Origin of the sequence: Paenirhodobacter sp. (assembly GCF_047600745.1) — a bacterium.
GTDB lineage: Bacteria > Pseudomonadota > Alphaproteobacteria > Rhodobacterales > Rhodobacteraceae > Rhodobacter.
Window position 1 is genome coordinate 1,492,529 of the sequence record NZ_JASGKI010000004.1, and the last position, 12,806, is coordinate 1,505,334.

12 protein-coding genes and 1 pseudogene are annotated in these 12,806 nt (G+C 66.3%); 12 read left to right on the forward strand and 1 reads right to left on the reverse strand.

Annotated features, from left to right (window positions below; translation table 11 throughout):
* The first annotated feature begins 17 nt into the window (after positions 1–17).
* Positions 18–185 (forward strand): DUF1674 domain-containing protein, encoded by a 168-nt coding sequence (locus tag QM789_RS15980; protein WP_420352835.1) that lies wholly within the window; start codon positions 18–20, stop codon positions 183–185.
* A gap of 196 nt (positions 186–381) precedes the next feature.
* Here the strand turns inward: QM789_RS15980 and dapB are convergent, their stop codons facing one another.
* Positions 382–1,191, reverse strand: a complete 810-nt coding sequence (dapB, locus tag QM789_RS15985) for a 4-hydroxy-tetrahydrodipicolinate reductase (RefSeq protein ID WP_420352836.1) — start codon at positions 1,189–1,191, stop codon at positions 382–384.
* A gap of 151 nt (positions 1,192–1,342) precedes the next feature.
* On the opposite strand from dapB, the gene rbfA reads away from it, so the two are divergent.
* The 11 genes and pseudogenes from rbfA (at position 1,343) to QM789_RS16040 (ending at position 12,499) form a co-directional block, all read left to right on the forward strand.
* On the forward strand, positions 1,343–1,774 hold the full coding sequence (gene rbfA / locus QM789_RS15990; RefSeq protein ID WP_420352837.1) for a 30S ribosome-binding factor RbfA: 432 nt from the start codon (positions 1,343–1,345) through the stop codon (positions 1,772–1,774).
* Positions 1,755–2,490 (forward strand): annotated as a pseudogene (locus QM789_RS15995) (phosphodiester glycosidase family protein). The gene rbfA and the pseudogene QM789_RS15995 overlap by 20 nt, the downstream one beginning before the upstream one ends.
* Positions 2,491–2,541: 51 nt before the next feature.
* Positions 2,542–3,447, forward strand: coding sequence for a tRNA pseudouridine(55) synthase TruB (gene truB, locus QM789_RS16000; RefSeq protein WP_420352838.1), 906 nt, complete (start codon positions 2,542–2,544; stop codon positions 3,445–3,447).
* Entirely contained in the window at positions 3,444–3,962 is a 519-nt protein-coding gene (locus tag QM789_RS16005) for a DUF1643 domain-containing protein (protein WP_420352839.1), read from the forward strand. Before truB ends, QM789_RS16005 begins: the two co-directional genes overlap by 4 nt.
* 133 nt (positions 3,963–4,095) lie before the next feature.
* Positions 4,096–5,262, forward strand: a complete 1,167-nt coding sequence (locus QM789_RS16010; RefSeq protein ID WP_420353326.1) for a calcium-binding protein — start codon at positions 4,096–4,098, stop codon at positions 5,260–5,262.
* Between the two features lie 123 nt (positions 5,263–5,385).
* Complete coding sequence (gene rpsO, locus QM789_RS16015) at positions 5,386–5,655, forward strand: 30S ribosomal protein S15 (RefSeq protein WP_420352840.1); 270 nt, start codon at positions 5,386–5,388, stop codon at positions 5,653–5,655.
* Positions 5,656–5,957: 302 nt separating this feature from the next.
* Positions 5,958–7,316: a nucleobase:cation symporter-2 family protein gene (locus QM789_RS16020; RefSeq protein ID WP_420352841.1), complete on the forward strand. Its 1,359-nt coding sequence runs from the start codon at positions 5,958–5,960 to the stop codon at positions 7,314–7,316.
* Positions 7,317–7,499: 183 nt separating this feature from the next.
* Positions 7,500–9,650: a polyribonucleotide nucleotidyltransferase gene (gene pnp, locus QM789_RS16025; RefSeq protein WP_420352842.1), complete on the forward strand. Its 2,151-nt coding sequence runs from the start codon at positions 7,500–7,502 to the stop codon at positions 9,648–9,650.
* Between the two features lie 129 nt (positions 9,651–9,779).
* On the forward strand, positions 9,780–10,892 hold the full coding sequence (locus tag QM789_RS16030) for a glycosyltransferase family 8 protein (protein ID WP_420352843.1): 1,113 nt from the start codon (positions 9,780–9,782) through the stop codon (positions 10,890–10,892).
* The gene (locus QM789_RS16035; protein ID WP_420352844.1) at positions 10,885–11,667 is read left to right on the forward strand and encodes a hypothetical protein; all 783 of its coding nucleotides are present in this window, start codon (positions 10,885–10,887) and stop codon (positions 11,665–11,667) included. Before QM789_RS16030 ends, QM789_RS16035 begins: the two co-directional genes overlap by 8 nt.
* Positions 11,668–11,719: 52 nt before the next feature.
* Positions 11,720–12,499, forward strand: coding sequence for a glycosyltransferase family 2 protein (locus tag QM789_RS16040; RefSeq protein ID WP_420353327.1), 780 nt, complete (start codon positions 11,720–11,722; stop codon positions 12,497–12,499).
* Positions 12,500–12,806 lie beyond the last annotated feature (307 nt).

Sequence of the window (12,806 nt, forward strand, 5' to 3'; positions counted from 1 at the left end):
AGACAAGGAAGCCCGAGATGAGCGAAGATCTGCCCCCCGCCGCGCAACGCGCGCTTGCCGAGGCCGAAGAACGCCGCCGCAAGGCAAAGCCGCTCGCCCTGCCCGAGGAACTCGGCGGGCGCGACGGGCCGGAGCCCGTGCGCTATGGTGATTGGGAAAAGAAGGGGCTGGCGGTCGACTTCTGACCCGCTGTCCCGGCGGGGCGCGGGGGTCCGCCTGACACTGCGCCCGGCCCCCGGGCAACAAGGGCGCGCATTTTGCCGCGGCTTGCAGCCCCTGCGCCCAGTCAGGGGTGCGCCAGCCGATAACAGGACACCCGGCCCGGAACGCGCGCCTTGCCCTCCGGTCGATCAAGACGCCCGGTGCGCCTCTGATCGGCGCCTAAAGACCCAGAACGTCGATCATGTCATATTCGCCCGGCTTGCGGTCCAGCCCCCAGAGCGCGGCCTTCAGCGCGCCGCGCGCGAAGATCCCCCGGTCCGTCGCCATGTGGCGCAGCACGATCCGCTCCCCCGCCGTGGCGAAGATCACGTCATGTTCGCCCACAATGTCGCCGCCCCGGATCGAGGAAAACCCGATCGCGCCGCGCGCGCGGGGGCCGGTGATGCCGTCACGCCCGGCTTCGGTGTTCTGCGCGAGGTCGATGCCCCGGCCATCCGCCGCCGCCTGACCCAGCATCAGCGCCGTGCCCGAAGGGGCGTCCACCTTGCGGTTGTGATGCGCCTCGACGATTTCCACATCCCAATCGGCATCCAGCGCCTCGGCCACCTTGCGGGTCAGCCGGGTCAGCAGGTTGACGCCGAGGCTCATGTTCCCCGCCCGGACGATCACCGCATGGCGCGCACAGGGCGCAAGCGCCGCGATCTGCTCGGGCTCGAACCCCGTGGTGCCGATCACATGCACCACCCGCGCCTGCGCGGCGAGCTTCGCGAATTCCAGCGTTGCGGCGGGGGCGGTGAAGTCGATCACCGCCCGGGCGCGGGCAAAGGCCTCAAGCGGATCGTCCGTCACCGTCACGCCGACCGGGGCGCCGCCCGTCACTTCGCCCAGATCCCGGCCGATCCAGTCATGGCCGGGGCGTTCCAGCGCGCCCACCAGTTTCGCCTTGTCGGAGGCCAGAACGGTTTGCGCCAGCATCCGGCCCATGCGGCCCGAGGCTCCGGTGATGACGATACCCGGCAGATCGGTCATGTCGTGCTCCTTTGTTTGGCGCTTTCTAACCCGCATGGGCCGCCGCGCAAAGCCTCAGTTGCGGGCCGCGCCGCACAGCCTGGGTTGTTGCGGGCGGCCCCGCAAGGCCTTGGTTGTTGCGGGCGGCCCCGCAAGGCACTATGTGCGGGATATGGCAAAGAACCGTTTTTCCTCGGGCGATGGCCCTTCGCAACGTCAGCTGCGCGTCGGTGAACTAATCCGGCGCACGCTGTCGGACGTGCTGATCCGTGGCGAGGTCCATGACCCGGACCTGAACCGCATGTCGATCACCGTGGGCGAGGTGCGCACTTCGCCCGACCTGAAGGTGGCGACGGTCTTCGTCGCGCCGCTGGGCGGCACGCTCGGGGGCGAGGATGCGCAGGTGATGCTGGCCGCGCTGCGCCGCCACACCGGCGAGCTGCGCCACCTGATCACGCGCGAGATGACGCTGAAATACGCGCCCGACCTGCGCTTCCGGCTGGACGAGACCTTCGACCGGCTGGACGAGACGCGGCGGCTGTTCTCGGACGAGAAGGTGCAGCGCGACATTGCCCGCCCCGACGATGACGAAGATCTGGAATAGCCTGCTCGCGGCGCTGTCGCTGATGGTGCCACGGGTCGCGCTGGCGGGGGATGTCTGCCGCACGGTGGCCTTCGAGGGCGTGCCCTTTACCGTTTGCGAAGCCCGGGCGACGGATGACATCCGGCTGTGGCTGAAGGATCCGCAGGGGCGGCTGATCGGCTCGCCCGCGCGGGTCGAGGACGGTCTGGCGCCGGGCGAGCGGCTGGCCTTCGCGATGAATGCCGGGATGTATGACCCCGGGCGCGAACCGGTGGGCCTGTATGTCGAGGACGGGCAGCAGGGGCAGCCGCTGGCGACCCGTGCCACCGGCGGCAACTTCGGGCTGAAACCCAATGGCGTGTTTTGCATCGGCGAGCGGCTGCGGGTGATCGAGACCTCCGCCTTCGCCACGGAGCGCCCCGCCTGCCGCTATGCCACGCAATCGGGGCCGATGCTGGTGATCGGCGGCGCGCTGCATCCGCGCTTCCTGCCCGACAGCGACAGCACCTATATCCGCAACGGCGTCGGCGTTTCGGCGGATGGGCAGAACGGCCTGGTTCGTGATCTCCGACAAGGCGGTGAACTTCCACCGCTTCGGGCGGTTCTTCCGCGACGAACTGGGCGCGCGCGACGCGCTGTATTTCGACGGCTCGATCTCGCGGCTGGCGGTGCCCGCGCAGGGGCGCAGCGATTTCGGCTTCCCGGTCGGGCCGATCGTCGGCGTGGTCGCGCATTGACCGAACCCGCGGATCGCGATAGCAGGCGGGCCTTCTGATACGGAGGGGCGCATGGGCCGCAGCAAGAAGGGACGCGACATCTCGGGCTGGATCATTGTCGACAAGCCGGCGGGCGTGACCTCGACCGCTGTCGTCGGCAAGGTCCGCTGGGCGATGGAAGCGAAGAAGGCGGGCCATGCCGGCACGCTCGACCCGGCGGCGACCGGGGTTCTGGCGGTGGCTCTGGGCGAGGCGACGAAGACCGTGCCCTATATCACCGATGCGCTGAAATGCTACCGCTTCGTGGTGCGTCTGGGTGCGGCGACCAATACCGACGATGCCGAGGGCGCGGTGATCGAGACCTCCGCCCTGCGCCCGACGGATGCGCAGATCGAAGCGGCCCTGGGCGCCTTTCGCGGCCAGATCCAGCAGGTGCCGCCGCAGTTCTCCGCCGTGAAGGTGGATGGCGAGCGCGCCTATGACATCGCCCGGGAGGGCGAGGTGATGGAGCTGGAGGCGCGGCCGCTGTGGGTGGACAGCCTGACCCTGATGGCGCGGCCCGATCCGGATCATGTCGAACTGGAGATGGTCTGCGGCAAGGGCGGCTATGTGCGCGCGATCGCACGCGATCTGGGGCGGGCCCTGGGCTGCCTTGGCCATGTCGCCTGGCTGCGGCGCGAATGGTCCGGCCCGTTCCGCGCCGATCAGGGGCTGAGCCTTGAGGAGATCAACCGGATGGCGCGCACGCCGGAACTGGACGCACGGATGCTGCCCCTGGAACTCGGCCTTGCCGACCTGCCCGAGGTGCGGGCGACGGCGGAGGGCGCGGTGCGGCTTGGGCACGGCAATCCGGGCATGGTCATCGCCAGCGGCGTCGAATTCGGCGAAGAGGTCTGGGCGAGCTTCGAGGGCCGGGCGATCGCCGTGGGCCGCTACATGGGCGGCGAACTGCACCCCACCCGCGTGTTCAACACATGATCACCCGCAGCCATACCAAGGGCGATGCGCCCTCGGTCGCGGTCTATTCCGATTGCGAGCGGTATCGCTACCTGCTGACGCGGGTCTGGGATCCGGCGGGGCCGCGCGCGCTCTTCGTGATGCTCAACCCCTCCACCGCGACCGAGGTGCAGAACGACCCGACGGTCGAACGCTGCGAACGCCGGGCGCGGACGCTGGGCTTTGGCGCGTTCCGGGTGACGAATATCTTCGCCTGGCGCGCGACGGACCCGAAGGACATGCGCGCGCAACCCGATCCGGTGGGGCCACAGAACGACCGCGCGATTCTCGACAGCGTGGACTGGGCCGCCGGGCCGGGGGCGCGAATCGTCTGTGCCTGGGGGGCGCATGGCGCGCATCTGGACCGGGGCGCGGCGGTGGAACGGCTGCTGCGCGGCACGGGACGCGAATTGTTTCACCTTGGCCTTACAAAAGCCGGGGCGCCGAAGCATCCTCTCTATATCGGATACGATCGCCAACCCGAATTGTGGCGCTGAAATGGCCCCTTCGCGGCAATTCCGCGAGGTTAACCAGAACCGGAGAAATCCCGCACATTCAAGCGGATAGAGCTTTCGTTCCGAGCGACACGACCCTATCGTGGACCCGTGTTAAAGAGGTGCTGCCGTGTTGATGATGAGCGGTGTTCTGGGGCTTCTGGTGGCGGCCGGTGCGGCGATGGGCATGATGCCCGCGGCGGCGGCGGTCCATGATGAAGATGAAGATGCCGATGACGACCTCCCCGGGGAAGGCAGCTCCCCGGGAACGTCTCCCGATGGGTCCGGGGGCGACATTCTCGCCAATGTGACCGATGGCAGCCAGGGCAGCGACCCGATCCCGGGCGAAGAAACCCCCGGCGGCGATCCCGCCGAGGTCACCGACGGATCTGGCGAAGATCCGGTGCCGCTGGACCCCGGCCCCGATGCGGGCGAGGAGGGCGAACCGGCCGAGGTTACGGATGGCGTCGACACGCCGGACATCGGCCCCTCCCCCCTGCCGACCGATGGGAACGATACGCTCTGGGGCGACCTGTTCGCGGACGAGATCGACGGCGGCGACGGCGACGACCAGATCAACGGCCATGACGGAGACGACAGCCTGACCGGCGGCGCGGGAGACGATTCCCTTGCGGGCGAGGCGGGGAACGACACGCTGCACGGTGGCACGGGGAACGACACCGTGGAGGGCGGCGGCGACGATGACACGCTGACCGGCGGGGATGGCGCGGACACGCTTCTGGGCGGGTTCGGCAACGATACGCTGGACGGCGGCGCGGGCGCGGATTCGCTGATCGGCGGACAGGGGAATGACAGCCTGTCCGGCGGCGCGGGGGACGATGCGCTCGAAGGTGGGGATGGCGACGACACGCTGACCGGCGGCGCGGGCCATGACGTGCTGTTCGGCGGCCGGGGCGACGATCTGCTGGATGGCCGGGTGCCGGATGAAAACGGCCACGATACCGATGTCCGGGACTATCTGAACGGCGGCGAGGGCGATGACACGCTGATCGCGGGCACGGATGACCATGCCTCGGGCGGCGACGGGGCGGATACCTTCGCGCTCGGCGACTGGATCGACCCGGCCCATCCCGCGACCGTGGCGGATTACGAACCGGGGCAGGACCGGCTGGTGCTGGTCTATGACGGAGAGGCACCGCATCTGGCCATCGAACCCTCCGAAACCGAGGGCGCCGCCTGGATCACCGCGAATGGCGAACGTCTGGCCGAGGTGCTTCAGGCGGGGAACCTCAGCGCGGCGGACGTGACCCTGCTGACGCCCGCGCAATTCGCGCAGCTCTGATTCGGCTTCCTTTTCGCGCCGATATCCTGTATGGGCGCCCATCCGCTGCGGAGCGGATACTCCACGGGCCTTGCTGGACGACATCCCGGCTTGCGCCATGACCCTCAACCAAAGGAGATCCCGATGTCGATCACCGTCGAAGACAAGAACGCGATCCTCAAGGACTTTGCCACCAAGCAAGGTGACACCGGTTCGCCCGAAGTTCAGGTCGCGCTGCTGTCGAAGCGCATCTCGAACCTGACCGAGCACTTCAAGATCCACAAGAAGGACAACCACTCCCGTCGTGGCCTTCTGATGCTGGTTGCGCAACGCCGCAAGCTGCTGGACTACCTGAAGAAGAAGGACGAAGCCCGCTACCAGTCGCTGATCGCGCGCCTCGGCCTGCGCCGCTGATCCGTTTCCCAGGCGGAACTCATCCACGCCCGTGTCGCAAGACGCGGGCGTTTGGCTGTCCGGGGGTGTGACAGTCTGATGAACATCGCTTGAATTCTTGCCTGATGCCCCGCCCCGCGCCTAAATCGCGGGCAATAACGGCGAAGGCGCAAAACATCCCTCTCTCCGAAGGAAGCCCGGCGGTTTCCGACCCCACGCAGTCTGGATAGGATCGGCCTGTCATTGCGCCAATTCTGGCGCGTTTGTTTCGGAGCCGTGTCCATATGTCCCAAACCATTGACCTGGTAGATCAGAAGCTGCCCATGCGGCAGTTGTTCCCGCTGGCGCTTCAGCATGTGCTGGTGATGTATGCGGGGGCCGTGGCGGTTCCGCTGATCGTCGGGCGGGCGCTTCAGCTTTCGCCGCAGGATGTGGCCTTCCTGATCAGCGCGGATCTGTTCGCCTGCGGCGTCGCGACGCTGGTGCAGGCCTGGGGCCTGCCGGGGGTGGGGATCCGGATGCCGATCATGATGGGAGTGACCTTCGCCTCGGTCGGGCCGATGATCGCCATCGCCGCCTCGACGGATGCGGGGCTGCTGGGCATCTTCGGATCGGTGATCGCGGCGGGGATCTTCGGCGTGATCATCGCGCCGTTCATCTCGCGGCTGCTGCCGCTGTTTCCGCCGGTGGTGACGGGAACGATCATCCTTGTCATCGGCGTGTCGCTGATGCGGGTGGGCATCAACTGGGCCGGCGGCGGGGTGCCGACCGTGACCCGGGTGGTCGATGGCGTTCCCGGTGCCTTTCCGAACCCGGATTATGCGCAGCCGGTCGGGCTGGCGATCGCGGGCTTCGTGCTGTGCGTCATTCTGGCGCTCTTGCGGTTCACCACCGGCTTCATGCGCAATGTGGCGGTCCTGCTGGGGATCGTCGCGGGGTCGGTGCTGGCCACGCTGCTGGGCGTGATGCACTTCGACAAGGTAGGCGAGGCGGCCTGGTTCGGCATCGTCCTGCCCTTCCATTTCGGCATGCCGAGCTTCCACCTCGTGCCGATCCTGACGATGTGCATCGTGATGATCGTGGTGATGATCGAGTCGCTGGGCATGTTCCTGGCGCTTGGTGAAATCACCGAAAAACACGTCGACCGGAATGCGCTGACCCGCGGGCTGCGGGCGGATGGCGTCGGCACGGTGATCGGCGGCATCTTCAACACCTTCCCCTATACGTCGTTCTCGCAAAACGTCGGGCTGGTCGGCGTGACGGGCGTGCGCTCGCGGTGGGTGACGGTGGTGGGCGGGGGCATCATGATCTGCCTCGGCCTGCTGCCGAAGATGTCGGCGCTGGTGGAAAGCGTGCCGCAGGTGGTGCTGGGCGGCGCCGGGCTGGTGATGTTCGGCATGGTGGCGGCCACCGGGGCGCGGATCCTCGGCGCGGTGGATTTCCGGAGCCAGCCGAACAACCTCTTCGTCGTCGCGATCGCGGTGGGCTTCGGGATGATCCCGATCGTCGCGCCGAATTTCTTCAAGAGCTTCCCGCACGACCTGCATCCGCTGCTGGAATCCGGCATCCTGCTGGCGGCGCTGGTGGCGGTGGCGCTCAATGCCTTCTTCAACGGGATCAGTTCCGCCGAGGAAGCCGAAGCCGAGGCCGCCAAGGCCGCATCGACGGCCGAACACGCCTGACCGGGCGACAGGAAAAACAACTCGCCGCTTTCCAAGAGCACGTTTTTCCTGTAAAGCGCCGCCCATCTGCGATGTGACGCCCTGAGGCCCCCGGGCGCATGCAAAGGATGGGGGCGGCGGCAATGGGGCCGCCATAGACAGGGGAACCGGGATGGGCCCGGCGTCCCCATGAGGATACGCTGAATGTTCAACGTTACGAAAAAATCCATCCAGTGGGGCGGTGAAACGCTCACGCTGGAAACCGGCAAGGTTGCGCGCCAGGCCGATGGTTCGGTCATCGCCACGCTGGGCGAGACCACCGTCATGGCCAACGTGACCTTTGCCAAATCGGCGAAGGAAGGGCAGGATTTCTTCCCGCTGACCGTGCATTATCAGGAAAAATACTACGCCGCCGGCAAGATCCCCGGTGGCTTCTTCAAGCGTGAGGCGCGTCCTTCGGAAAAGGAAACGCTGGTTTCGCGCCTGATCGACCGCCCGTGCCGCCCGCTCTTCGTCGAAGGCTTCAAGAACGAAGTGCTGGTGATGGCGACGGTTCTGTCGTGCGACCTCGAAAACGATCCGGACATCGTTGCGATGATCGCGGCCTCGGCGGCGCTGACGATCTCGGGCGTGCCCTTCATGGGCCCGATCGGCGCGGCGCGCGTCGGCTTCAAGAACGGCGCCTATGTGCTGAACCCGAAGATGGACGAAATGACGAAGCTGCGGGACAACCCGGAGCAGCGTCTGGATCTGGTCATCGCGGGCACCAAGGACGCCGTGATGATGGTCGAATCCGAAGCCTATGAGCTGTCGGAAGCGGAAATGCTCGGCGCCGTGAAGTTCGGCCACGAACAGATGCAGCCGGTGATCGACCTGATCATCTCGCTCGCCGAAACCTCGGCCAAGGAACCCTTCGACTTCGCGGCGCCCGATATTTCGGCGCTGTATGAGAAGGTCCGCGCCGCGGGCGAGGCCGAAATGCGCGCCGCCTTCGCGCTGCGCGACAAGCAGGAACGCACCAATGCCATCGCGGCGGCGGTCGAGACGATCAAGTCGAAGCTGTCGGAAGACGATCTGGCGGACAAGAACCTCGGTTCGGCGATCAAGAAACTGGAATCGGGCATCCTGCGCGGCGACATCATCAACGGCGGCGCCCGCATCGACGGCCGCGACAACCGCACCGTGCGCCCGATCGTGACGGAAACCGGCGTCCTGCCGCGCACCCATGGCTCGGCGCTGTTCACCCGCGGCGAAACGCAATCGCTCTGCGTGGCGACCCTCGGCACCGGCGATGACGAACAGATCATCGACGCGCTGAACGGCAACTTCCGTTCGTCCTTCCTGCTGCACTACAACTTCCCGCCCTATTCGGTCGGCGAAGTGGGCCGCGTGGGTTCGCCCGGGCGTCGCGAAATCGGCCATGGCAAGCTGGCATGGCGCGCGTTGCAGGCGGTCCTGCCCTCGGCGACGGATTTCCCCTACACGATCCGCATCGTGTCGGAGATCACGGAATCGAACGGCTCCTCCTCGATGGCCACGGTCTGCGGGTCGTCGCTGTCGATGATGGATGCGGGCGTGCCGCTGAAGGCGCCGGTCGCCGGCGTGGCGATGGGCCTGATCCTTGAAGACGATGGCAAATGGGCGGTCCTGACCGACATCCTGGGCGACGAGGATCACCTCGGCGACATGGATTTCAAGGTCGCGGGCACCTCGAACGGCATCACCTCGCTGCAAATGGACATCAAGGTCGCGGGCATCACGCCGGAGATCATGGAACAGGCGCTGGCGCAGGCGAAGGACGGCCGGATGCACATCCTGGGCGAAATGGCGAAGGCCATCTCCGCACCGCAGGGCTTCTCGGAATATGCGCCGAAGATCGAGACGATGACGATCCCGACCGACAAGATCCGCGAAGTGATCGGCTCGGGTGGCAAGGTCATCCGCGAGATCGTGGAAACCTCGGGCGCCAAGGTCGACATCAACGACGACGGCATGATCAAGATCGCCTCCTCGGATGCGGCGGCGATCAAGCGCGCCCATGACATGATCTGGTCGATCGTGGCGGAGCCGGAAGTCGGGCAGATCTACACCGGCAAGGTGGTGAAGCTGGTCGATTTCGGCGCCTTCGTGAACTTCTTCGGCAAGCGCGACGGTCTGGTCCACGTCTCCCAGATCGCCAACAAGCGCCTGACCCATCCGAACGAAGTGCTGAAGGAAGGCCAGGAAGTGAAGGTCAAGCTGCTCGGCTTCGACGACCGCGGCAAGGTCCGCCTCGGCATGAAGATGGTCGATCAGGAGACCGGCGAAGAGATCGCCGAGAAGAAGGAAGAGAAGAGCGAAGGCGCCGAAGCCTGAGCAATTCTGTGCTTGTCAGAAACGGCCCCGGAACATCCGGGGTCGTTTTTTGTTGTGAGAACGGGCAAATAATGTGATGCGAATCCAGTCGGGCCATCCGCAGGTTTTCAGGCGCAAGAGGGGAAAGCCATGAATGCGATCTATCTTGTGACGGATGACCGGCTTTCCGATATCGCAGGTCTTCAGGCGCAGCGCCTCGCCGAACAGTGGCAATGCGACGTCCATATCTTTGTGGAACGTCGTGATCCTGCGAAATCCGTGCGTGAGTTCCGTCAAAACGACCGGATACGGTATCATTACGAAAAACTTGGCGATCTGGTTCCCGAAGGGCTGCCCGAGGACCGGAAATGGCCGCGCATCGTCTACATGCGGCTGTTTGCGCCATCGGTGTTGGCACAATACGATCGGCTTCTGTATCTGGACGCCGATATTCTTTCGCTGCGGGCGGAACCGGCGATCTGGAATGTCGAGCTTCCAGCGGGGATCGGCGCGGTGAGCGACATTGCCACGCTCGACAGCGCTCCCTACGACATGAAGGGCGTCTCGCGGGAAAAGTGGCTGGCTTCGATCGGCGTGACCTCGGGGCGTTATCTTAATTCCGGGATGCTGCTGATCGACACGGCCAAATGGCTGCGGATCGACTTCGCTACCGAATTGCGCCGATATTTCGCCGCCTATCCGGAGGCCGCGCGCTACGATCAGGATTTCCTCGCGCATCTGTTCGACGGAAGATGGACCGAGCTTAGCCCGCGCCTGAACTATCAGGCCTATGTGATGGAGTTGGGGCTGACGCGGGCCATCGCGCCGGTTTTCGTGCATTTCTGCCGCACGCAGAAGCCCTGGTATGGCGACAGCCGCGGCTGGCGTGCCCCCACGGCCCCTGGCTATACCGAAATATATCAGGAGATGTTCCGCGCCGCAGGCCTGGATCCCGAGGACTATACCCGCCCCAACAAGGTGAACGCAGTGCGTCGTGCGCGCTACCGTCTGCGCTTGTGGTTGCGCCGGTTCGGCGTCATATCGGGACGCGAGCGCAGAGATATAGATACCTGGCAGAAACGTTCCGATGCTTTCCTGCATTTCATGCAAAACGGGCTGGCGACGGGGCAATTTGCGGATGAAAGCCGCAAGCTGCTCGATGCGCCACGTTGCGCTCCGGTCTTTGACGGGCGTTTCGCCGTGGGTGTGGAAAACAGGCCCGACCTTCAGGAGCAGGTGAAAGAAGAAGTGCATCGTGTCTGACCCCATCCTGATCCTGACCATGAAATGGGGCACGCTCTATGGCCCCGATTATGTGAACAACCTTGCGCGTGGGGTGCGGCGGCATCTGGCGCGGCCGCATCGGTTCATCTGCTTTACCGATGACGCGGCGGGGCTGGAGCCGGGGATCGAGGCGCGGCCCCTGCCCGACCTCGGCCTGCCGCCGGGGCACAAGGATTCGCGCTGGCGCAAGCTGGCGCTGTTCCGCCGGGATCTGGGGCTTGAGGGGACGGCGCTGTTCCTGGACCTGGATCTGGTGATCGTCGACGACCTTGCGCCGTTCTTCGACCTGCCGGGCGATTTCTTCATCATCCGCGACGACGATCTGTTCCGCCCAAAGCCGCTGCGCAGGCTGAACCCGGCGCGGGATGCCTTCCTGCATTCGGTCGGGAATTCCTCGGTGTTCCGGTATCAGATCGGCGCGCATGGCTATATCCTCGACACCTTCCTCGCCGATCCCTCCGCCGCCACCGCGCGCTATGAGATCAGCCAGCAGTTCCAGAGCGCGCAACTCGCCGCGCGGGGCCATCTGCACTACTGGCCGCGCGGCTGGTGTGTCAGCTTCAAGAACGATTGCGTGCCGCGCGGGGTGAACAGCTTCCTGCGCGATCCGTCGCTGCCCGAGGGGGCGAAGATCGTGGTCTTTGCCGGATCGCCAAAGATGGATGTCGCGCTGCGGGGCGGCGGGCAGAAATGGTATCGCCGGATCGGCAACGTGGGCTGGCTGCGCCGGGCTTGGGAAGCTCCCGATGGCTGAGTGGTTCCGGGCGCTGAAACGGCGGCTGCGCGTTTCCCGTGCGCAACGCGAAATCGCGGCGCGGCGGGTGACGGCGCGTCCGCATGGGCTGAATGCGCCGCTGGTGGTGTCGCTGACCTCCTATCCGGCGCGGTTTGCGACGCTGGCATGGACGCTGAAGGCGCTGCTGCGGCAGAGCGTGAAGGCGGATCGCACGATCCTGTGGCTGACCGAAGGCGATGACCGGCTGCTGCCGCCGGAGGTTCTGGCGCTGCGGTCCGAGGGGCTGGAGATCCGCACCGAAGCCGAACCGATCCGGGTCTATACCAAGTCGGTTCCCGCGCTGCGGGCCTTTGCGGACGCCTGGCTCGTCACCGCGGATGACGACATGTATTATGGCCCCGACTGGCTGGCCGGTCTGGTGGCCCTTGGGGCCCCGGGCCGGGTGGTGGCGCATCGCGCGCATCGGGTGAAATGGCGCGGCACGGCGCTGGCGCCCTATTCCGACTGGGACAAGAACATCGCGGGCGCGGTCGAGGGGCCTGGGATCTTCGGCACCGGCGTCGGTGGGGTGCTGTATCCGCCCGGCGCGCTGCACCCCGATGCCACGCGCGCGGAGCTGTTCACCCGGCTCTGCCCCGGGGCGGATGACATCTGGATGTGGTGGATGGCACGGCTGGCGGGCTCGGTCGTGCGCCATGTCGGGCCGCCGGTGCGGATCGTGGAATGGCCGGGAAGCCAGGCGCAGAGCCTGCGCGCGGTCAATCACGGGGCGGAAGCGGGCAACGACAGGGCGATCGCCGCGATGACGGCGCAGTACGGCGTGCCCTCGGAGGGCGCCGAGACCCGCTGACAGCGACAGCATGCCCGTCATACGCATGCCGATCTTTCCCGGATGAATCATCCCGGCGGAGCAATGACGGCAGATCCCCAACCCGCCCGAGATCCGGCGCGCGTCGCAGTGGGGCCGTGGCTCCGGCCGCGATGAGGGCGGGCTTTCGACAGGCGCGGTTCTTTCGGGCCGGGAGACCAAGGGAAAAGTTGTTCCGTGCAGGCCGCGCGAGTCGCACGACAAGGCCACGGGTGGACGCGCGGCGGATCATCCTCCCGGGCGTTGTGCCATTCTCGACGGGCGGCGGATCACGAAAAAGGGCCCGGGG